16 protein-coding genes and 1 pseudogene are annotated in these 22,184 nt (G+C 39.4%); 3 read left to right on the forward strand and 14 right to left on the reverse strand.

Annotated elements, in window-relative coordinates; translation table 11 throughout:
* Positions 1 to 154 (forward strand): annotated as a pseudogene (locus EAF07_RS09165) (IS30 family transposase); the annotation flags it as partial.
* Between the two features lie 169 nt (positions 155 to 323).
* On the forward strand, positions 324 to 2,015 hold the full coding sequence (argS, locus tag EAF07_RS09170) for an arginine--tRNA ligase (RefSeq protein ID WP_121836260.1): 1,692 nt from the start codon (positions 324 to 326) through the stop codon (positions 2,013 to 2,015).
* Between the two features lie 40 nt (positions 2,016 to 2,055).
* On the opposite strand, the gene EAF07_RS09175 is transcribed toward argS, so the two are convergent.
* The 3 genes from EAF07_RS09175 to EAF07_RS09185 all read right to left on the reverse strand — a co-directional run bounded on the left by EAF07_RS09175 (position 2,056) and on the right by EAF07_RS09185 (position 7,164).
* Positions 2,056 to 2,643, reverse strand: coding sequence for a helix-turn-helix domain-containing protein (locus EAF07_RS09175; RefSeq protein WP_121836261.1), 588 nt, complete (start codon positions 2,641 to 2,643; stop codon positions 2,056 to 2,058).
* 459 nt (positions 2,644 to 3,102) lie between these two features.
* On the reverse strand, positions 3,103 to 6,444 hold the full coding sequence (locus EAF07_RS09180; protein ID WP_245962721.1) for an ABC transporter permease: 3,342 nt from the start codon (positions 6,442 to 6,444) through the stop codon (positions 3,103 to 3,105).
* A gap of 18 nt (positions 6,445 to 6,462) precedes the next feature.
* Entirely contained in the window at positions 6,463 to 7,164 is a 702-nt protein-coding gene (locus tag EAF07_RS09185; RefSeq protein ID WP_121836263.1) for an ABC transporter ATP-binding protein, read from the reverse strand.
* Positions 7,165 to 7,310: 146 nt separating this feature from the next.
* Between EAF07_RS09185 and EAF07_RS09190 the strand changes: the two genes are divergently transcribed.
* Positions 7,311 to 7,871 carry a TetR/AcrR family transcriptional regulator gene (locus EAF07_RS09190; protein ID WP_245962722.1) on the forward strand — a complete coding sequence of 187 codons (561 nt, stop codon included), beginning with the start codon at positions 7,311 to 7,313 and terminating at the stop codon, positions 7,869 to 7,871.
* A 563-nt stretch (positions 7,872 to 8,434) separates the two neighbouring features.
* Here the strand turns inward: EAF07_RS09190 and EAF07_RS09195 are convergent.
* From EAF07_RS09195 to hisS, 11 genes are all read right to left on the reverse strand, one after another.
* Complete coding sequence (locus tag EAF07_RS09195) at positions 8,435 to 10,021, reverse strand: PASTA domain-containing protein (protein WP_121836264.1); 1,587 nt, start codon at positions 10,019 to 10,021, stop codon at positions 8,435 to 8,437.
* Positions 10,014 to 10,688, reverse strand: a complete 675-nt coding sequence (locus EAF07_RS09200) for an ABC transporter ATP-binding protein (RefSeq protein ID WP_121836265.1) — start codon at positions 10,686 to 10,688, stop codon at positions 10,014 to 10,016. The genes EAF07_RS09195 and EAF07_RS09200 overlap by 8 nt, the downstream gene beginning before the upstream one ends.
* Positions 10,689 to 10,963: 275 nt before the next feature.
* Positions 10,964 to 12,436, reverse strand: a complete 1,473-nt coding sequence (locus tag EAF07_RS09205) for an ABC transporter permease (protein WP_121836266.1) — start codon at positions 12,434 to 12,436, stop codon at positions 10,964 to 10,966.
* A 316-nt stretch (positions 12,437 to 12,752) separates the two neighbouring features.
* Positions 12,753 to 13,631: a YitT family protein gene (locus EAF07_RS09210; protein WP_121836267.1), complete on the reverse strand. Its 879-nt coding sequence runs from the start codon at positions 13,629 to 13,631 to the stop codon at positions 12,753 to 12,755.
* A 20-nt stretch (positions 13,632 to 13,651) separates the two neighbouring features.
* Positions 13,652 to 14,530 carry a YitT family protein gene (locus tag EAF07_RS09215; RefSeq protein ID WP_121836268.1) on the reverse strand — a complete coding sequence of 293 codons (879 nt, stop codon included), beginning with the start codon at positions 14,528 to 14,530 and terminating at the stop codon, positions 13,652 to 13,654.
* A gap of 183 nt (positions 14,531 to 14,713) precedes the next feature.
* Positions 14,714 to 15,655 carry a YitT family protein gene (locus EAF07_RS09220; RefSeq protein ID WP_121836269.1) on the reverse strand — a complete coding sequence of 314 codons (942 nt, stop codon included), beginning with the start codon at positions 15,653 to 15,655 and terminating at the stop codon, positions 14,714 to 14,716.
* Positions 15,648 to 17,399 (reverse strand): aspartate--tRNA ligase, encoded by a 1,752-nt coding sequence (gene aspS / locus EAF07_RS09225; protein ID WP_121836270.1) that lies wholly within the window; start codon positions 17,397 to 17,399, stop codon positions 15,648 to 15,650. The genes EAF07_RS09220 and aspS overlap by 8 nt, the downstream gene beginning before the upstream one ends.
* Positions 17,400 to 17,707: 308 nt before the next feature.
* On the reverse strand, positions 17,708 to 19,486 hold the full coding sequence (locus tag EAF07_RS09230) for an acyltransferase family protein (protein WP_121836271.1): 1,779 nt from the start codon (positions 19,484 to 19,486) through the stop codon (positions 17,708 to 17,710).
* Complete coding sequence (locus tag EAF07_RS09235) at positions 19,483 to 19,884, reverse strand: MORN repeat-containing protein (RefSeq protein WP_121836272.1); 402 nt, start codon at positions 19,882 to 19,884, stop codon at positions 19,483 to 19,485. Before EAF07_RS09235 ends, EAF07_RS09230 begins: the two co-directional genes overlap by 4 nt.
* Positions 19,885 to 19,888: 4 nt before the next feature.
* The gene (locus EAF07_RS09240) at positions 19,889 to 20,317 is read right to left on the reverse strand and encodes a low molecular weight protein-tyrosine-phosphatase (protein WP_121836273.1); all 429 of its coding nucleotides are present in this window, start codon (positions 20,315 to 20,317) and stop codon (positions 19,889 to 19,891) included.
* A gap of 245 nt (positions 20,318 to 20,562) precedes the next feature.
* Positions 20,563 to 21,837, reverse strand: a complete 1,275-nt coding sequence (gene hisS, locus EAF07_RS09245) for a histidine--tRNA ligase (RefSeq protein WP_121836274.1) — start codon at positions 21,835 to 21,837, stop codon at positions 20,563 to 20,565.
* Positions 21,838 to 22,184: the final 347 nt, after the last annotated feature.

Genomic DNA, 22,184 nt, shown 5'->3' on the forward strand with positions numbered 1-22,184 from the left:
TGAGAATCATAATAGACTCATCCGGCGTTGGTTGCCTAAGGGAAGCAAAAATGCGACTCAACAACAAGTCGCATTTATTGAAAACTGGATTAACAACTATCCAAAGAAACTATTCAATTATAAATCTCCTATAGAGTTTTTACAGACTGCCTAACTTGAACTTGAAATTTGGCTAAAAAATCAATTTTCTAATGAATTAATAAATTTTCGTCCTTTTAAATGGTGTTGTAGTCGTTTTCAAAGTATTTTTACGTGACATTTTTTCTAACCTAGCACCTTTTATGGTAAAATAGAGACAATGATTATTTTATATTGGAGAGATTATGGACACAAAATTAATGATTGCAACTGAGATTGCAAAAGCTGTTCCTGAGCTTGAATTGGAGACTATCTTAAATCTCCTTGAAAAACCTAAAAATGCAACTATGGGAGATCTCGCTTTCCCTGCCTTTTCTTTGGCAAAAAGCTGGCGCAAAGCACCTCATATGATTGCTAGCGAGATTGTCGAAAAGATTGATGCTACTAACTTTGAAAAAGTTGAAGCCGTAGGCCCTTACATCAATTTCTTCTTAGACAAGGGGCAAATTTCTGCTCAAGTATTATCTCAGGTAATCTCAGCAGGTTCTCACTATGCTGACCAAGAAATTGGACAAGGTCGCAATATCGCCTTTGATATGTCAAGCCCAAACATCGCAAAACCATTCTCAATCGGTCACTTACGTTCAACGGTTATCGCGGATGCTTTGGCCAATATCGTTGAAAAACAAGGCTACAAACCAGTTCGTATCAACCACTTGGGTGACTGGGGGAAACAGTTTGGTATGCTTATTGTTGCCTATAAAAAATGGGGAGACAAAGAAGCTGTCGAAGCTAATCCGATTAACGAGCTTCTCAAACTCTATGTCCGCATCAACGCTGAAGCTGAATCAGATTCGACGGTTGATGATGAAGCACGTGAGTGGTTCCGTAAATTAGAAGCTGGTGATGAAGAAGCCACTTCTCTATGGCAGTGGTTCCGTGATGAGAGCTTGGTAGAGTTTAACCGTCTTTATACTGAGTTGAATGTTTCCTTTGATAGTTATAACGGTGAAGCCTTCTACAATGACAAGATGGACGAGATTGTTGACCTTCTAACTGAAAAAGGGCTCCTCGAAGAATCTCAAGGCGCTCAAGTCGTAAATCTTGAAAAATATGGCATTGAGCACCCAGCCTTGATTAAAAAATCTGATGGTGCAACACTCTACATTACCCGTGACTTGGCAGCAGCCCTTTACCGTAAACGTACTTACGATTTTGCTAAGTCTATCTACGTTGTTGGTAACGAACAAGCGGCTCACTTCAAACAATTAAAAGCTGTTCTTAAAGAAATGGGCTATGAGTGGTCTGATGATATGACGCACGTACCATTTGGTTTAGTTACTAAAGAAGGTAAAAAACTATCAACGCGTAAAGGAAATGTCATCCTGCTTGAGCCAACTGTTGCTGAAGCAGTTAGCCGTGCTAAAGCTCAAATTGACGCTAAAAATCCAAACTTAGCTAATAAAGAAGCCGTTGCACATGCTGTCGGTGTCGGAGCAATCAAATTCTATGACCTTAAAACAGACCGCATGAATGGTTATGACTTTGACCTTGAGGCTATGGTTTCCTTCGAAGGTGAGACCGGCCCTTATGTGCAATACGCGCATGCTCGTATCCAGTCAATCTTACGCAAAGCTGACTTTGTGGCAAAAGCTGACGCAACCTACAGTTTAAACGATGTTGAAAGTTGGGAGATTATTAAACTCATTCAATCTTTCCCACAAGTTATCAACCGTGCCTCAGATAATTTTGAACCATCAATTGTTGCTAAATTTGCTATCAATTTAGCGCAAGCCTTTAACAAATATTACGCACACACACGCATTCTTGACGAAAGCCCAGAACGTGACAGCCGCCTAGCCCTCAGCTACGCAACAGCAACTGTCCTCAAAGAAGCTCTTCGCCTCCTCGGTGTTGAAGCACCAGATGAAATGTAAGATTCTAAAAAACACGCCCTCGCTTGAAGGCGTGTTTTAGTTATGGTAAAAGCCAGACATAAATCAGTGATACAAGCATTGCCAAAATAGCGAAAATGCCAGTAAAAATTAAAACAATCAGAGGTTTCTGATAAGGATATTTTGCATTTTCGGCAATGGTTTCTGTCTCACTCAGAGTTTCTCCTTGGCTAAAAGCCACAATTTGTCGATAGGTTTGAACCTGATTATCCTTCTTAATTTTCTCAATGCGATTAGCAAAATGAACTTCTAGCCCCGAGAGAGGTAAATAAATCAACAATCCCCACCAGCCTAGGCAGTAAAAGACAGGGAATACTAAAAGTAAAAGAGCAATCATACACCCTATCATATAGCGTGTTGCCTTATCCATATCCTGAATGTCCGTATCTTTAATCACTTGTTTCATCGTTTCTAGGTCTCCTTTTATCAATTGATCCAAGGTAAGCTTAAAACACTGACTCAGTAATATCAGAGATTGTAAATCTGGATAAGATTTTTCAGTTTCCCAATTGGATATCGTCTGCCTACTCACATAAAATTTTTCAGCTAATTCCTCTTGAGAAAGTTGTAATTGCTGACGCTGTTTTTTAATCTGTTGACCGACTTCCATAAATTCTCCTTTCTATCTTTTTCTTACACAGACTAGCCCTCCTTGGTCATCTGTATTAAAGTCAATTAGTTTTTATTTAGTATTTTTGTTAGCACTTCTCCTAATGTGGTGTGGGGCGGAAGCGACCTCCTACAGAGTTCCATTCCTTCTTGGCAAGCCTAGTTCTTGCCAACCCCTTCACACTAAAACTTATTAGTTTTAGTGTTATCACCACTGCGGAAAGTGCTAGTTGTGGCGACTTCGTCGCTCGTAATGATTGCAGAAAATACCAGCAATAAAATATTATAAAGCAACCATATATTGAAGAGGAATTCATTGTGACTGAGACATTTTATCTTAAACGAGTTTACTATTTTAAAGCTAAAACACTATATCTAGCATTTCTCTTTCTTATTCTATCAAATTTTCTTGACTAAGTATGAAAAACCCTTGTCAAAAGTTTTTGACAAGAGGTTTTCACTATTCTACACTCTTTAGTGCTTCTAACATGTCTACTTTTCTAAGCTTGTGATTGACAAACCAGCCCAAAATCCCCAAGATACCGATAATAGCAATAACAGGTATCAGATAAACATAATAAGCAACTTTAGGTTGGAACATAATCTGATTTGAACCAATCATATCCAAGATAACTTGGTGGAGTATGCGTCCACTGACAAGTCCCATCGCAATACCTATGATAGATAAAACAATTGTCTCTCGGTAGATATAAAGAGTAACCTCACGGTTGTGGAAACCTAATACTTTGATGGTAGATAGTTCTCGAATGCGCTCTGCTACATTGATATTCGTCAGATTATATAGAATAACCACACCAAGCAATACAGATAGGGTGATCAATATAATCATCACAGACTGTAATGAATCTGCTACGGTATGTAGGGTCTTTCTGAGCGCTGTATTTTGTGCCACGGCGGCAATCTCTTTCATTGCCAGAAAATCAGCTGCAACATTATTGATGTTTTTCACCGATTTATTCTTTAAGGAGACGAGGTAACTATTAGACTCATAGGTTTTTCCAGTGACACTCTCATAATAATCTGCGGTCATATAGAGATACTGACCGACATACATTTCTGTGATACCAGACACGACCACTGTCACTTCTTGGTCAGAAAGCGTAAGCGTTAGGCTATCTCCCTTAGAAATACCATATAGTTTTGCCAGTTTTTCGGTGATAATCGCTCCGCTTTGTCCCAAGGAAAGAACATTACCTGAATCTCTTTCACGAAGACTGATGTCTTTTGAAAAAGCAGGGCTGTCAGTTACGATAAGATTGATTGCAAGATCATCATCACTTCCTTTAATCTTCTCGGACAACGTTTCAAAATAAATGGCTTGAGACCTCTGTATCCGAGAAGTTTTCAGGGTCTCTTCAATCACTTTTTTATCCTTTTGTCTTTTTGAGGCAACAATCATATCGTAGTGAATAATCTCTCCGAACTGTGTATCAGCAACGCCTGAAATAGATGACTGGATGCCCAATCCAGCAAATAGCAGAGCAACCGAGCCTGCCACTCCAAAGATGGTCATCAACATCCGCTGTTTGTATCTAAAAATATTTCTAGCTGTTACTTTATGGGTAAAACTGAGACGTCGCCAGATAAAAGGGAGTTTTTCTAGTAAAATCTTCGAACCTGAGACTGGGGGCTTAGCTTGCAACAATTGCGCAGCCTTTTCCCCAAGCTCACGTCTAGCAACCAAGTAAGTTGGAACAACCGCCGAAAGAAGGGCAAGTCCGATGGCTAGCAAGGTCCAACTTGGGTAAAAATATGTCCTACTACTGCCAATCACCGTTCCCTCTGTTAAAATATTCCCAATAACAGGAGACAATAGGAAATGTCCTATAACAATACCCACCAGAGTCCCAAGTAAACTCGATACCAATCCATAAATGACAAATTTAGCAATAATCTGACCATCAGAATACCCCAATGCCTTAAAAATCCCAGCCTTTTGTCGCTCCTCATCAACAAAGCGTGTCATCGTCGTCAAAGTGACCATAGCCGCGACACCGTAGAGGACCACAGGAAAAATATCTCCAACAGCTGAAATCGAATCAGCTCCCATAGAATAGGTCGCATATCCCTCTCCTCCTGGAAGAGTTTTCCGAGTGTAAACGGTATAGGCTGGCTCTTTCAAACTTGCCACTTCTTCCTTAGCTTCTTCCAAATCATTTCTAGCTGTGGTGAGTTTTTGATCTGCTTCTAATTTTTGACTTTGATAGGCTTTCTCAGACTTATCCAGTTCAGACCTCGCCTGATTTAAGTTTTCCTGCTGAGCTGAAATTTCTTGTTGAGCAGCTTCTAGTTTCTCAGCATTAGCTTGGTAAGTTGCTTGACCAGTTTGATAATCTTCTAAACCAACTTGATAGACTTTCAATCCTGCCTCATAATCAGACATTCCCTTATGATAGTCATTAACACCAGATTCATACTGAGAGAGACCTGACTGATAGGCTTCTAGATTACTTTCATAAGTAGAAAGCCCCGTTTCGTATTGCGCTTGCCCGTCCCTAAAGGTAACCCTTGCTTTCTCTAATTCTACTTCTTTTTTAGCCAATTCTTCTTGCGCCAAGCTAATCTCGTCAACAGTCATAGGATCAATGCCAGCAGCAACTAAAGCATCTGTTTTAGCATAAATCTCTTCTTGTGCCTTTTGAAGCACCTGCTCACCACTAGCAATAGCTTGCTCACTCGCCTCTAGTTGCGCCTTGTTGCTATCCAAAGTAGCTTTAGCACGTGACAACTCTTCCTGAGCCTTATCTAACTGGAGCTTGGTAGTATCCAGCGCTTTCTTAGCATTATCGAGTTCTACCTTTGATTGCGCTAATTTATCAGCATTAGCATCCAATTCAGCTTTTGCATCAGCAAGACGCTCAACAGCACCAGCTAACCCTTCTTGACCAGAGGTCAACTCTTCTTGTGCGCTGTCAATTTGCTTCTGCCCATCTGCAATTTTATTTTTACCGTCAGAAATGGCCTGCGCTGCGTCAGTTAATGTCTTTTCGGAGTTATGAATATCATCGTAACCTTTAATAATATCAGCTTGCGCGGACGCTTGAAGCGTCGTTAGACGCTGTTTGCCATTATCCGCCAATAAATGTTTCAATTCCTCACGATACTTGGCTAGTCTTTGCTCATAAATGTCCTGATAATAGGTCAACTGATCCACATCTTGATAAGAAATACGAGCAATCATATAAACATCTGAATCAAAAGTTGTCTCCGGAACAATCCCATACCCCGTCAACTCTCCAGTCCCAGACTTGGTCTGCCCCATGGCATCATTGTCCCAAATCTCAGCTGAATTAACAAAACCAACAACTTTAAATCTAGTATCTGTCAAAATCCCATCTTCTAACAGTTTAAAAGTAATCGTATCACCTAACTGATAAGTCTCAGACATCTTCTCAGCCAGAGCGATTTCTCCGTTTCTTTTAGGAAAACGACCAGCTACCAATTGGTATTGCGAAATGCTCTTAGTTTGTGAAAATATCCTGACCGCATCATGGCTATCAGCTATCGTGACATCTGTTAGGTAACCAAATTCTACGTTCGCCTTGGGTAGAGATGATAATTCCTTAACATCTTCACGATCTAACCCATAGTCCGCCATAACTGACAAATCCATCAGATTAGTCTCATCAATAAATTCTTGAGCGGTCCGCCTCATATTAGGTGTTGTCACCTTTAGCGCAACCAAGGCAAGTGCACCAATTCCCATCAAAGAGAAAATCGAAAAGAGCCTTCCTTTGGAGCTAGAAAAAGATTGACCAATATCTTTCCAGTAAGTTCTCATACTCACTAACAATGCCTCCTAATATTCCAAAGTAGCAATATCCTGTGGATAATCATTCACCTTAATTGACTTGACTGTTGCATCACGCATATGGATAACTCTATCTGCAATAGGTGCCAAGGCTGCATTATGGGTTACAATAATGACAGTAGCTCCTTGATATCTAGACATATCTTGTAAAATTTTCAAAACTTGTTTACCTGTCTCATAATCTAGGGCACCTGTTGGTTCATCGCAGAGCAGAAGTTTAGGTTTTTTAGCTACCGCACGCGCAATGGACACTCGCTGTTGTTCACCTCCTGAAAGCTGGGCTGGAAAATTATCCAAACGATGAGCCAAGCCAACTTCTGTCAAAATTGCCACAGGATCCATAGCATCCCTCACAATTTCTGAAGCTAGTTCCACATTTTCTTTCGCCGTTAGATTAGCTACTAGATTATAAAACTGAAAAACAAAGCCTACATCATCTCTACGATAATTTGTCCTTTGATGGGAATTGAATTGAGAAATGTCAGTACCATCAATAAAAATATGGCCTTCATCATTAGTGTCCATCCCACCTAAGATATTGAGCAAAGTCGATTTTCCTGCTCCAGAAGATCCTAGAATAATAACCAACTCTCCTTTTTCAATCTCAAAACTAACATTGTTATTAGCAGGAATTACCGTGTCCCCCATATGATAATACTTAGAAACTCCCTGCACCTCAATATAAGACATCTTTCTCTCCTCACCAGTGCACTTATCTTGACACATTCTCTTACTTTATATATACTAATTTTATCACAAAATTATACATAGCGTTGATTTGAAATTCGTATGCCTTTCTATGCACTGATTGGCATAATGATAATTAAGAGTTTATTATGGAAAAGGAATTAAAAATTACGATGCCTAAACAAACCCGTCATACAGAAACTAAGAACCATATTAAGCGAGCTCTTTCAGAGCTACTAACCCAAAAACACCTTGAACAAATCTCTGTTACAGAAATTTGTAAAACTGCTAAGATTAACCGAGGCACCTTCTATCTCCACTATAAAGATAAATATGACATGATGGAGAAAATCAGAGAAGAGAAACTCTCTAATTTGTATAGGCTAATCACCCAGGAAAATCTATCCTTCAGTAAGGAAATCATCTGTGAAACACTCCAGTACATCCAGCAAGACATTGCATTTTTACGTGTGCTAGCTACTATCTCTTATGTTAACTTTTCGCCAGTCATGCGAGATTTCATTGGCTATATCTTAGACAATATCCCTGACTTTGACACTTATATCGTAGAAAAATTGGCAGTGCCACTCAACTATGCTAAAGCATCCTATATCGCTTCTATTGAGTCCTTACTACATGAATGGATTGTCTCAGGTGGTCAAGAAAGTCCAGAAGAGTTAACAGAAATCATCGTTCGAATTGCTCAATAATCATTACAAATCTGAAAAATAATAAAAAGCATAAAATCAAACTGTGAATAGTCCTGACTCAATGGCTTCACACTGATTTTATGCTTTTTTATTGGATTGTTATCTGTATCGTTTATTTATACTTAACAAAAATCAAAAATTACTTTTTTGCTTCTTTCTTAAAAGTGCGGACGCTCCAAAGGTCTGGGAGACCTTTGGAGGTGGGAAATAGAGTTGACGGAGTCAGTGTCCCAACCTCCTACGGAGTTTCATTGCTAGATTTGAGCTTATCTCTATCGCAGTAGATGATTGGCTGTACTTGTCGACTACTCGACAGCGTCCAACCTAATCATCCTTGCGGGGGAACTACTACGAAATTGACTTTCAATTTTGTAGTTCTCCCAAAAATCCGTTCTTATCAAGCCATTTACCCTCACTCTTTTATTTCTGAGCTTGGGCTAAAACTGTCCACTGGACAGTTTCACTAATAAGAATACCACCATGGTGAAAGAAGCTCTGATAAATCAAGCCATTTATTGGTTCTTGATTTGACTTAAACTGCTAATTTTGATTTTGGATGAGTATTATGGTGCGACAGCTGAACCTTGTGAGCTGGTTGTTGTATCAGGAGTGTTATTGGCTGGTGGAACAATGGTGCCTGAAAAATGTGCGCCATTACTGATACCAACTTCAACTGTGTAAGTCAAAGGTAACCATGTTTCTTTAACACTTTGTGCAACAACTGTTCCTTTTGGTTGGCTCGAATCCACATAGTAGCTTGTAAAGTAGATTTCGGCACCTTTCGAACGAAATTCATCATAGAAATATTGTTGGAGCTCTCCTTCATTTTTTCCTGATAAATCACGAATGTAAGGCGCTCCTGCTGAATAGACTACTTCAACATTCTTATCGTCTTTTTCGGTCAACTCTGTCCCAGCTGCTTTTGATTGAGAAATTAAAGCACCGTACGGAGCATCTCCATACACCTGACGTACAATAACAGTCAAGCCTGCAACAGACGACGCTTGCGTCATTGTTAAGGTAGAAAAGTCTGGCACCATGATTCCCTTACCTGCTGAAACCTGTACTGTCATTTTTGATTTCTTAGCCACTTTTTGATTAGCAGCAACTGATTGTCCCATAACAGTACCGACAGCAAGGCTTGCACTAGCTTTTTCTTCATAGGTCACTTCAATACTATTGGTCTTAGCCCAAGAATCCACATCCGTCTTGTTTTTTCCAACAAAATCTGGAACTTCGATATTGGCTTCAAGTACCTCTTTACCACGAGAGTAGGTCAATGTCGCCTTATCGCCACGCGTGTAATCACTTGCAGGGATAGAATTAGCAATTTCTAGTTTAATGAATTTTCCTTTAGCTGTGATGTCGCTATAAACTTGGGTGAGTTTAAGATTTTTAGCTTTGTTGTCGTCAATCCACTTTTGTGCATCGACATAAGTCATCCGAGAAAAATCTGGTAGAGGCAATACTTCTTCAGGGTCAGCTCCCAAGGAACCAACAACTGCCAATTTACTACCTTTGGCTACCTTTTGTCCCTTTTTAATCTTCTGAGACACGATAACATTTTCCTCAAACTTGATGCTATGTTCTTGAGTCAAATCAATCTCTACACCATTCTCATTTCCCCACTCACGCGCTTCTGTCACCGTTTTTCCGACAAAATTAGGGACTGTAACATGGGTCAATTGATAAAAGAGAAATAACCCAAGCGCTAAACAAGCAATGACACTTGCTCCAATCAGAATGACTTTTCGTTTTTTCTTTTTCTGATAATCTGGATCAATCTCAGTTTCCTCATGAGACTCCTCACGACGCCTACTTACAGAACTTTCTCGTTCTTGTCTTGTATAGGTTTGTCGCTCTGACAAGTCATCGTCTTCTTGAGCATGGAAGAACTGATCTATTCTTTCTTGTTTGACTTCTGGAATACTAGAGAAGACCTCTGAAGTTGTCTTAGGTGCCTTTTTTATCACCGTTTCAGACAATGGCTGCTCTGGTGTTTTTTCAAAAGAAAGCGGAGCCCTCGGACTTTTCTCTATTTCTTTCTCAGCTGACTTCAACTGATCTTCTTTGATTATTTTTCGTTTTTTATCCTCTTCTAAGAGTTCATCGTAATGATTACCAGAAAACTTTGACAAAAAATCACTCATACGGTTTTAGTTTTCCTTTCCTTAGATAATAAATCTCATCTGATAACGTTGCAATTTCTTGGGAGTGAGTTACCACGATGACACATTTTCCGTGTTCATGGGCTAATTTTTGGAAAATCTCAACAATTTCGCCTTCCATCTCTTCATCCAGATTTCCAGTCGGCTCATCTGCTAAAATCACATCCACATTTGTTGCCAAAGAACGTGCAATAGCAACACGTTGCTGTTCCCCACCTGAAAGACGATTGACCTGGCGGTCTGCTTTGCTTTTTACTATCCCAATATAGTCTAGCAAATTATAGGCAACATCCGCCTTATTGTCAGGTAAGTCATTTTCTGTAATCGCCATTGGTACCATGACATTTTCCACAGCTGTCATGTAAGGGATAAGATTATAATGTTGGAAAACAATGCCAATATTGTTACGACGAAACGTCTCATAACCAATATCTTTAATATCTTTTCCGTTGTAAAGAACTTTACCTTCTTTTGGACTTTCTAAGGCACTCAGAAGGGATAAAAGTGTGGTTTTCCCTGAACCAGATTGTCCTAGAATCGTGTAAAATTTTCCTTTCTCAAAGGCAATATCCGTCCCCTTCAAGATGTAACGACGATTTTCACCATCTTGATAAAAGTAGGATAAATTTTGTGCTTCTAAAATTGCCATAGCATACTCCTTATGTCAGTAACCTGAGGCTTGGAAAAATATTCCAGCCTTTATTTTTGCAGCAATGACCGCTGATACCGTGAGTGAGTGAGTGAACATCTATCATTGGATACATCTTCATTTTCAAGTGCCCACCTAGTCCACTGGACCACTTAGGACTACACAACCCGTTAGCAGCCCCCATACAAGGATGATAAACTGCCAAGCTGAACTTAGAAATTAAAGAGTAAAGGGAAGTTCATGACTTCTGTCTCACTCTTTGGTATCTGATGTCATCACATCATAATGCGTTTAGGGTTAAGTCGTGTCACATAGGCCATCGGCACAATCGTTGCTAAAAGAACTGTTCCAAGACCAATACCATACATTAATAACATGTAGCCAGCAGACAACGTGACCTTATATTGACTGACCACATCATCAAGAGTTGTATTTGTATTTAACTCACTCAATCCACCAAACATCACACCACCAAAGTGGTCCGTCTGATTTAGCTGATGTTGTAATAGAGTATCTGACAGTGCTTGTGCAATCAGATTTCCTGTAAAGACAGCTAAAGTAATCGCCACAAAGGCAATCATAAAGACTTCAGCAAGTGTCTGCAAGACAACCTTACCGCGGCTCTCTCCTAATGATAGGTAAATACCAAGTTCGTGCTTACGGTCGCGTAAGAAGAGCAGCACAACTAAGGTAATGATTAACACTGTCGCACCAATTGCCACCATGAGAACATAGCCTGCTAATTTAGACATTGATTTGACTGGTCCTGCAATGCTATCGTAATTATCTGAATTGGCACGAACAATGTAAAATTGTGGTAAATAAGCTTTAGCTTCCTGCTTAAATTTTTCAAGATCATCAGGATTTTTAAGCACATAAACAGGCTGACCAATATCCCCTACTGCTGTAGAGATTTCCTCACCAGTTTGCTCTGCAAATATTTCCATATTCTCAGAAGCGATAGCTTCAGCTATCTGGTTAGGAACGTATACAGTATTCGCAGCGCTTTGCTCCTCATGAGCTTTTTGGTACTCATCTTGCTCAGAGCCACTCTTATCATTGCTTCCTTTTTTAGCTTGCAAGTGGTTTGAACGGAAGATACCAACAATTTCTAGAGGATAGTCCGTTTCCTTAGCCGTCTCATTATTTTCATAATTGATAATATAATTTTTAAAGGTTGCAGTATCCCCAACTTTTAAGTTATTCAGCTCTGCTAATTGCTCTGAGATTAGAACTACAGCTTTCCCTGAACTGATTTCTTCCTTTGTAAATTGCCGTCCTGATGTTAAGCTAATCAATCCTTCTTCTAAAGGAATTAACTTAGGGGTTTGAGTGCCACGCAATGTAAAGGCATAGGTTTTAGGGTCTGGGAAACCTCCACCACCCATATCTTGATTTGCAATAAATTCAGGAATATACTGTTGCAGGCCATCACTAGCTCCCAAAGTCCCCCCAACAGAATAATCAAAATACTTCACATAAGGAAGCTCAGAAACCTTGGTGACAACATCCTTTGTAAGAGGCTCTACTTTTTCCCAATCAGAGTCCTTCATGTTTTCATAATCGGTTTGAATAGTAGCAGTTGCCCCCATTTGAGACTTTATATTACGTTCTACATTTTGGGTTGCCTGCTGGATGGAAACAGCGCCAGCAATGACATTTCCCAAAATGAAAATAATAACAAAGAGTAAAAGGGATTTCACCTTACGACGAGTAACGCTTAGCCAAGCACGTTTTAGGTAGTTCATAAAAACCTCCTTCTGTTATAAACTATTTTTTGAACGACTTTTATATATATAAAATATATACCTATACGGAGAAAATGTCAATCATTTATAAAACGCTTCCAAAAAAATTATTAAGATAACACTTCACATTATCTTTATAGACACAATTATCAAAAGCGTTAATTTATTAAATTTTACTATTTTGTCCTTTTATTTTCAAGTTTTTTCTGTAATCCCTTTCATATTTTGCTGGTACTTCACGAAAAACGACCCCTAATAAGTCCAAAAGAAAAGCCATGACACTTCTCATCAAGAAACTGCCATGACTTGTTATAGCTTACACTTTATCATAATTTTTGCGTATGATTTTAAAATCTGAGCTGACGACTTCATCGACATTGATAATCGAGACGAAAGCGTCTTTATCAATATCTGCAATGATACGTTTCACATCCATAACTTCTGTTGGGTTAAGCACCACATAAAGAACGTTATGCTGATATCCCGAATAAGCACCTTCGCCTTTTAAATAAGTCACACCTCGGTTAATTTCACTTAAAATGGTCTGTGAAACTTTTTCAGATTCCTTAGTCACAATAATCATTCCACGTACGGTGTAACCACCATTTTGTACCATTGTCAAAACTTGACTATAGACAAAACTAGCAATCAAGGTATACATCATGTGCCGAATGTCAATATAAGTCAAGGAAGCTAAAAGCACCAAAGCATCAATAATCAGTAGGGTCTGCCCTAACTGTCTTCCTGTTTTAACCTCAATAATACGACCAACAATATCCGTCCCACCAGTTGTCGCACCGTATCGAAAAACTAGACCGCTACCTAAACCAGCAAAGATCCCTGCTAATAGGGCTGCAATCAAGAAATCCCCACCTAAATCTAAGTGGATAGGAACCTTCATCCATAAATCAATAAAAACAGACATCAGGACTGTTCCGTATATGGTTAAAAACAGAGCTTTTTTCCCAAAAACCTTCGCCCCTAAAATAAAGAGAGGAATATTGATTAAAAGGGTTGTATAAGCGGGGCTAATTCCTGTTAAAGCATGAATAATGAGGGTAATTCCAGCTACGCCTCCCTCAGCCAAATGATTAGCCATATTGAAATTGACAAAACCAAAGGTATAGGTTGCCACACCCAAGGCAATTAGGATAAGCCCTTTAGCAGTTATTTTAATATCATGATGATCTGTCATAAATCCTCCACCTGTAACAATTAACGCCCACGATTGCGGTATTTACTCTTACTCACAACAAATTCTGGACTGACAATTTCGTCAACACTTGAAATAGCAACAAACGCCTGTGGATCTATGTCCGCAAGATAGGTTTTTAACTCACGCGTCTCAGTTGGGTTAAGCGCTACATAAATCACTTCTTTATCTGCTTTAGTATAGGCTCCACCTGCTTTAAAATAGGTCACACCTCTCCCTAATTCTTTCATGATGTGGTTTGAGATAATATCATGTTTATCACTTATGATAAAGAGGCCTCTAAGGGCATAACCTCCATTTTCAACTAGCTTAACCACCTGGCTATACATAAAACTAGCAATGAGAGCATACATCATTTGATTAAGATTGATATAGGTTAGAGAAATGGTCATCACAAAAATATCAATAGCTAGAAGCACCTGATTTAAGTGGACACCCATTTTATTTTCAACAACTCGCGCAATAATATCCGAGCCACCAATCGTTCCGCCGTTGCGAAAAACCAAGCCACCTCCTAGCCCTGCTATTATCCCTGCAAAGAGAGAAACAACTAAAGCATCTTGATGAAGATCAATGGTCATTGGTAACCGCTGAAATAACCAGACAAAACCATACATGGAAAAAATGCCCCAAAGTGTGTACAGCATACTTTTACGACCAAATAGATAGGCTCCAATCACAATCAAGGGTAAATTGATAAGATAGCCAGTATAGGTTGGATCAATTCCTAAAAGTGCATGAAACACCATGGTAAGACCTGCTAAGCCACCAGCGGCAATATGATTAGGCAGGTTAAAATAAACAAAACCAAAAGCATAAATGGCAGCTCCCAGCGCAATGAACACCATATTTTTGAATTGTAACTGGTATTGTTTTTCCATTAATTTGTCCTTTATTCTGAATTTCTAGCTAAATCTTTGTAAAAAGAGAGTGGCCAAAAATCGGTCATCATCCTACGAATACGATTTTTCTTCACTCTCCAATCTCTAATTCTAGCTAAATCGTTTCTTCTTTTCAGCACTTTCGCTCTAAAATACTCTTCTAGATAGCTGCCGTTATAAATCTCAATCTAAATCTGCAAACCGCCCAATAATTTGGACATTTTCAGAAATCGAAACAAATGCTTTAGGGTCAGCTTTTTGCATATGGTATTTGAACTCATAGAATTCCGCACGAGTTATCACAGTGAGAAGCACCGCTTTTTTCTCATGATTATAAGTTCCTTCCGCATCATTGATACAGGTTACACCACGATGAAGACGTTTATGGACCATCTTAATAACACGCTCTGGATTGCTAGTGATAATCATCGCCTGCATCTTCTTCTGCTTGGTATAAATGGCATTTGTGACACGACTGGAGACAAAAATAGTCACCATTGAATAAAGAGCGTACTGCCATCCAAATAGAAATCCTGCAAAAATCATGATAATCCCATTAACAACGAGAGAAATATTACCAACATCACGCCCTGTCTTTTTTCGGATAGTTAGGCTGACAATGTCAGTTCCACCGCTTGAAATCTTAGATTTCAGACTATAACCAATCCCTGCACCCATAACCAAGCCACCAAAAATGGCATTAATCAGAGGATCTGTGGTCAAGGTTAATTCAGGGACAAATTGGATAAAAACAGAACTTACCGTAACTGTGATAAAGGTAAAAATCGTAAATTTATGCCCTATTTTCCGCCAAGCAAGCACTAATAGTGGTAAATTTATCGCATAGAAAGCCGCTGCGACTGGAATTTTAATGCCAAAACTGCGTAAGCTAATCGCCGAGATGACCTGTGCTAAACCTGTGGCACCACTAGAATAAACATGCCCTGGTTGAAAGAACCAATTGACAGCAATTGCCGATAATAAGCCATACAAAAGAGAAGCTGAAATTTTTTCATCATACTTCTCTTTTGAAATGCTTTTTAGTGTCCGCCAGACACCAAGTTTCTTTGCCCAACGACGAACAAAGAATTTCATTTTTTTCCAAAAAGTGGTTTTCTTAATCATTTTCCTTTACAAGAAGAGCTAATTCTTCTAGTTGTTTGTCAGCAACAATACTTGGTGCCTGTGTCATCGGATCAACTGCCTTATTGTTTTTAGGGAAGGCAATCACTTCACGAATGTTATCTTTTCCAGCTAAGATCATGACAAAGCGATCAAGACCGATAGCAAGACCACCGTGCGGTGGGAAACCATACTCCATAGCTTCTAACAAGAAACCAAATTGTTCATTTGCTTCTTCAGCTGAAAAACCAAGAGCCTTGAACATACGTTCTTGCATTGCTTTTTGATTGATACGTAGACTTCCACCACCAAGTTCGTAACCATTGAGAATAATATCGTAGGCTACTGCACGAACATTTGCTAACTCACCTTCAAGCTCATGAGCTGTTTCTTCTGTTGGTAAGGTGAATGGGTGGTGAGCAGACATGTAACGACCTTCTTCCTCAGACCATTCAAACATTGGCCAATCAACAACCCAAAGGAAATTGAATTTTGTACTGTCAATCAAGTTAAGGTCTTTAGCAATACGATTACGAAGAGCACCTAGGGTATTATTAGCAACTTCAAGCGTATCCGCAACAAAGAGGACAAGGTCATTTTCTTCAAGCTGTAAAGCTGTTGTCAAGTTTTGTTCGATACTTGTCAAGAATTTAGCAACAGGTCCTGCAATCGCACCATCTGTAACTTTGACCCAAGCAAGGCCTTTCGCACCAAATTGCTTTGCAAACTCTGTCAATTTATCGATGTCTTTACGAGAATACTTATCTGCATTTCCTTTAACAACAATCGCTTTAACCGCCTCAGCTTCTGAGAAGACTTTGAAGTCAACTCCCTTGACAACTTCTGTCAAGTCCTGTAAAAGCATTTCAAAACGTGTATCAGGTTTATCAGAACCGTATTGGTTCATTGCGATATCGTATGGCATACGTGGAAACGGTAGTGTCACTTCGATACCTTTGGTATCTTTCATGACTTTGGCAATCATTCCCTCTACAATATCCTGAATTTCTTGCTCTGATAGGAAAGAAGTTTCTAAGTCAACTTGTGTAAACTCAGGTTGACGGTCTCCACGTAAATCTTCGTCACGGAAACATTTCACGATTTGATAATAACGGTCAAAACCAGCATTCATCAAAAGCTGTTTTGTGATTTGTGGACTTTGAGGAAGAGCGTAAAATTGTCCTTGGTTGACACGAGATGGAACAAGATAGTCACGTGCCCCTTCTGGTGTTGACTTCGTCAACATTGGCGTTTCCACATCAATAAACTCTAAGCCATCGAGGTAGTTACGAATAGAATGCGTCACTTTCGCACGCAGCTTAAAGTTCTCTAACATCTCTGGACGGCGAAGATCAAGGTAACGGTAACGAAGACGGTTATCATCACTAACTTCTACACCATCTTTAATTTCAAATGGCGTTGTTTTAGCTTCATTAAGGATTGTCAATTGAGAAACTTTCAATTCAACCGCCCCTGTTGGTAAGTGATCATTAGCCTGTTCACGCGCTTCAACACTACCAGTTACTTCAATCACATATTCGCTACGTAGTTTCTCTGCTGTCGCAACCACTTCTGCGCTCGTATTTTCAGGATTGACAACCAGCTGCATAATGCCTTCACGGTCTCTTAAATCAATAAAAATAAGGCCCCCAAGGTCACGACGACGCGCAACCCAACCTTTCAATGTGATCTCAGAACCAATGTGCTCTGCACGAACACGACCTGCATACATCGAACGTTTAGTCATTATAACTTAGATACCAAGAGCATTCAACTAATCCAATTAACTAATTGCGGTTGGAGTACCTAGAGACCGTTTTTACCCCTCAACTAAAATAGACCAAGTCATGGCGCTTTCGCTAACAAGTCTGACTAAAATTTTAGCACTGGAAAACTGAATAGGATACTCCGTTGGGCTCTTTCCTTTCTCTTCTTTTAATTCATAATATTCATTCCCATCTATTATAGCAAAAAGCAAGCAAAAACCCCACCCCTAGAGGCAGAGTTTTTTTAACTTTTATCATCACATCTCTTTTTTGAGATATCAAAGTCACATTATTTCTTTGCAGGTTTTTTAGAAGCTTGTTCAATCGCTTTTTGGATGGTTTTAGCGTAAAGCTTTGCTCCTTTGGTTGTTGTATCTGAGAAATGAACACCATCTGTTCCGGCCCAAATATCTTGGTTATTAATTCCTGCTTGATACCAGTCTGCGACTGTCACATAATCATATTTTTGAGTCAAATCAAGCTCATAATTACGAACTTCTGATACACGTCCATCCGTAGAATTATATGGCGTCACGATAACTAAGCGGTGTCCTTTAGGAAGGGAAGTGATAAATTTCTCCAAATCCTCTTGATAATTATAAAGCGAATTAACACCTACTGCTAAAATTACTGTCAATGGCAGCGAGTCATTGGATATCTGATTTTGGAAAGTTTCATAAGCAGAATCAAAACCACGGCTAACAGAGGCATCAAGCTGTGCTTCTGGTAAAATTTCTTTAATCGCATCTGAAGCTCTCAGAGCCACACTATCACCAATAATCATAAGACTACTCATGGCACTAGCATCACCTGCAGCAAGAGTATGGGTACGGCTCATATTACTATTCGCCTGATCAAGGGAACTAGCTCTTAACTCCGTTTCAAATTGACCAACTTTAGGAGCCGTTAGAGAAATTCCAATCGCAAGGAGCGTTAAAACTGAAACACCACCTAAAAGATGTTTTTGATACGGTTTCCAATCCAAGGTCAATCCTAAAATGCTCGGCTGCTTTCCTAGTAAAATCGGCTCTAAAACATAATAAGAGAGACTTGCAAAAATCAGAGATAAGAGAGTCGTGAAGAAAATTGAAAACAGCATGGGCATAAACTGATTAAAAATAACCAAGAACGGCCAGTGAAATAAGTAAACACCGTAACTCGTATCTGAAAGAAAGGTCAAAATCTTTGGCTCTTCAACATTAGAAAGCTTCTCATGAAGAATACGAGTGCTGTAAATCATGACCCCACCTAATACACTTGCCAGAAGAAAACCTAGCAGATAGGTGAAAATATGATTAAAATCCAAGAAAAGTCCTAGCACAATCAAACCAATAAAACCGCCCACAGCTGCCAACAATACAGACCTTGTTTGCCACTCTATGATTTGCCTATTGAGCTTTTTAGTGGTATCCCTGATACCCGTCAAAGTTGCCAAAAAACTTCCGACGAAAAATGGAAAAGCATGGGCAAGACTTGAAAAATAAAGGTTTGAAAAATTATCAACCAAGAAAGCTCCAATAAACATGGTCAAAAAGCTCATAAGGAAAAAGAATCCTGAGCTTAAAAAAATCATACCACGTAACTGAGACGTTCGATGAACCCGCTTAGAAGCTAACCAAATCACCAATCCCCAAAGAAGATAGAAATGTACCTCTATCGCCAGACTCCATGTATGGAGAAAAAGATGAGGAATAAACTGATTTTCGTAGTTAGCACCAACAAAAAGCTCATAAAAATTAGTTGTAAAACCAAGGGTCGTCGCAATCTGACGCCCAATATCAGCCACAAAATCCCTTCTCACCAAAAAAGTAAAAGGCATAACCACTAAAATCATCAGTACCAGTGGTGGTACAATACGGTAAAAACGACGGCGTAAGAAGGAGATATAGTCAATCTTATGATTCTTAGAAAATTCATCTAAAAGCAAGGCTGTAATCAAATAGCCCGAAAAAGTGAAGAAAATATCCACTCCGACAAATCCACCAGGAAAAGCCGTTTTAAAATAGTGGTAAAGAAGAACCAAGAGAAGTCCTGTTACCCTGACAGCTGAAAACCACTTTATTCTCATTTTTGATAAATCCCCTGTTTAAATGTGCCCTTATACGTTTTTTTATTTTTAGTTTTTAAAACACCTTTACCATCAGCTAGACCATTGTTAAAAGAACCCTCATATGTCCAACCTTGATGTGACGTGAATTTCCCTTGGCCTTCAAAGACACCATTGTCAAAACCACCCACATAGGTATCGCCATTTTCATAGACCAATTTTCCTTTGCCATTCATCCGATAATTAACAATCGTCCCTTTGTAGGTTATTTTACCATCCTTATAAGTCAAAGTACCTTCACTCTTACTAGGTACTGTAAACACGATTAGACCTAGGAGTACTATCGCCACTAGCGCAAGCTTTTCAATTAAACTCCGCGTAAGCTCTATTTTTTTAAATCCTTGTATTAGTTTTTCCATTTTACTACCCATTTATTTGGCTCAGCCATTGTTCACATCCGTCTTTAACCAAGGCATAGGTCTCATCAAAATCACCCGTATACCAAGGATCTGGGACACCTCCCTCACAAAAAAGAACTATCTTATCGTCATACTGACCAGCGGACAAAGACTTCAAGTCTCGGACATTTTGCTCATCCATCCCAATTACCAAATCATATTGTTTGAAATCTTCAAACTTAAATTGCTGTGAGGTTTTCATTGGGTTAAAAGGCAGAGCATGTTTCTTCAAAATGTTCTGTGTCCCCCTGTGAACGGGATTGCCATGTTCCCAACTGGAAGTAGCTCTGCTGTCAATGACAAGGTCTGTCATTTTCGCCACGTCTTTCATCACAAATTCTGCCATGGGACTTCGACAAATATTTCCTAAGCAAACAAAACAAATTTTCTTCATCGGCTACTACTCCTTGACTATACTCAGTCTATTATATCAAATTTTTAACAGCTATAGTATAAAAAGAGGCTGAGAAAAAGTATCCCAGCCTTCTATTTTTTATAGCAATACAATGTGGCGCAGTGGTTGATTGGAGGTCTATAAAAGGACACTTTTCATTTTCAAGTGTCCAACTCAAATAGTCCAGTGGACTATTTGAGTATCACACAATCGTTAGCGGCCATCCTAATCAACTGTCCCACTCTCTAAATTTTGGCAAATATCGAACTAAAGTTAGTCATCAACTCATCTAATGTCGTTGTGAGCTCTTCACGCGTTGAGTTATTTTTAAGCGTTACTTGACCGCTTTCTACTTCACTTTCACCTAGAGTAACAATAGTCTTAGCGTTCAAGACATCTGCTGATTTGAACTGTGCTTTGAGCTTGCGATTGAGGTAATCACGTTCAGCTGAGAATCCTTGGTTACGGATAGCTTGAACCAATTCAAGCGCTTTGCGATTAGCTCCCTCTCCCAATACGGCAATGTAAACATCTAAGCTAGTTTCTACTGGCAAGGCGATGCCCTGCTTTTCCAAAATTAAAAGTAAGCGTTCAAGTCCAAGACCAAAGCCAAAACCAGGTGTCTCAGGCCCACCAAAATACTCAACCAATCCATCATAACGACCGCCCGCACAGATGGTCAACTCAGACTTATCTACTTTTGTGATAAACTCAAAAATCGTGTGGTTATAATAATCCAGACCGCGCACCATATTGGTATCAATCACATATGGAATGTCTAAATCTTCCAACATTTCACGAACAGCGTCAAAATAAGTCTGACTCTCTTCATCAAGATAATCCAAGATAGATGGCGCATTTTCGACAGCAACCTTATCTTCTTTTTCTTTTGAATCTAACACGCGCAGAGGATTTTCCTCTAAACGACGCTGACTGTCTTTGGATAAACTTTCACGAAGAGGAGTCAAATAATCAATTAAAGCCTGACGATAAGCTGCGCGGCTTTCTGGACTACCAAGAGTATTGAGGTGCAAGGTGATGTCTTGGATACCTAAAGTTTGGAAGAGTTGATAAGCCATAGCAATCGTCTCAACATCCGTCGCTGGATTTTTAGAACCAAAAGCCTCTACCCCAATCTGGTGAAACTCACGCAAACGACCTGCCTGCGGACGCTCATAGCGAAACATTGAACCGATATAATACAGTTTAACTGGTTTTTGTACTTCTGGCGCAAAGAGCTTATTTTCCACATAAGAACGCACCACCGGAGCAGTTCCTTCTGGACGAAGCGTAATGTGACGATCTCCTTTATCATAAAAATCATACATCTCTTTCGTCACGATATCAGTCGTATCACCAACAGAACGAGAAATCACCTCATAGTGCTCAAACATGGGCGTGCGAATTTCACCATAATTGTATTTTTTAAATGTTTCACGTGCAACATTTTCCACATACTGCCATTTAGCAGCTTCTACAGGCAAGATATCCTGCGTACCTTTAGGTTTTTGAAGTTTCATTTCTAAGATACAAAGAGCGTCAAAAAACGAGAAGAAAATAGGAGACCAACGCCGTGTCACCAGACACAAGGAGGTCTATCTTTTTCTCGACGTTTTTAGCTCGTGTTCAGTTTAGAACACAAACTCACTCTCTTCCTTCCTCTATTAGTCTATACTTCTTTCCATTTTATCATGTTTTTAAGGATTTTTGGGAAATGGCAGAGCAAAATTTTAAGACTCTGCTAAATTCCCAAACTAACTTCCACCGTCTGTTAAAGTGGAAGTTAATCTGATAAAACCTCTAACAACCAGTGGAAATCCGTGTCAGGGTAAGTTCCACTGGTTTTTATAATGGTTGATTTTATTGC

This window comes from Streptococcus hillyeri (assembly GCF_003686955.1).
Lineage (GTDB): Bacteria > Bacillota > Bacilli > Lactobacillales > Streptococcaceae > Streptococcus > Streptococcus hillyeri.

Coding starts and splice junctions, on each gene's coding strand:
- argS (WP_121836260.1), top strand. CDS start 324: ATGGACACAAAATTAATGATTGCAACTGAGATTGCAAAAGCTGTTCCT.
- EAF07_RS09175 (WP_121836261.1), bottom strand. CDS start 2,643: ATGGAAGTCGGTCAACAGATTAAAAAACAGCGTCAGCAATTACAACTT.
- EAF07_RS09180 (WP_245962721.1), bottom strand. CDS start 6,444: ATGAGAACTTACTGGAAAGATATTGGTCAATCTTTTTCTAGCTCCAAA.
- EAF07_RS09185 (WP_121836263.1), bottom strand. CDS start 7,164: ATGTCTTATATTGAGGTGCAGGGAGTTTCTAAGTATTATCATATGGGG.
- EAF07_RS09190 (WP_245962722.1), top strand. CDS start 7,311: ATGGAAAAGGAATTAAAAATTACGATGCCTAAACAAACCCGTCATACA.
- EAF07_RS09195 (WP_121836264.1), bottom strand. CDS start 10,021: ATGAGTGATTTTTTGTCAAAGTTTTCTGGTAATCATTACGATGAACTC.
- EAF07_RS09200 (WP_121836265.1), bottom strand. CDS start 10,688: ATGGCAATTTTAGAAGCACAAAATTTATCCTACTTTTATCAAGATGGT.
- EAF07_RS09205 (WP_121836266.1), bottom strand. CDS start 12,436: ATGAACTACCTAAAACGTGCTTGGCTAAGCGTTACTCGTCGTAAGGTG.
- EAF07_RS09210 (WP_121836267.1), bottom strand. CDS start 13,631: ATGACAGATCATCATGATATTAAAATAACTGCTAAAGGGCTTATCCTA.
- EAF07_RS09215 (WP_121836268.1), bottom strand. CDS start 14,530: ATGGAAAAACAATACCAGTTACAATTCAAAAATATGGTGTTCATTGCG.
- EAF07_RS09220 (WP_121836269.1), bottom strand. CDS start 15,655: ATGATTAAGAAAACCACTTTTTGGAAAAAAATGAAATTCTTTGTTCGT.
- aspS (WP_121836270.1), bottom strand. CDS start 17,399: ATGACTAAACGTTCGATGTATGCAGGTCGTGTTCGTGCAGAGCACATT.
- EAF07_RS09230 (WP_121836271.1), bottom strand. CDS start 19,486: ATGAGAATAAAGTGGTTTTCAGCTGTCAGGGTAACAGGACTTCTCTTG.
- EAF07_RS09235 (WP_121836272.1), bottom strand. CDS start 19,884: ATGGAAAAACTAATACAAGGATTTAAAAAAATAGAGCTTACGCGGAGT.
- EAF07_RS09240 (WP_121836273.1), bottom strand. CDS start 20,317: ATGAAGAAAATTTGTTTTGTTTGCTTAGGAAATATTTGTCGAAGTCCC.
- hisS (WP_121836274.1), bottom strand. CDS start 21,837: ATGAAACTTCAAAAACCTAAAGGTACGCAGGATATCTTGCCTGTAGAA.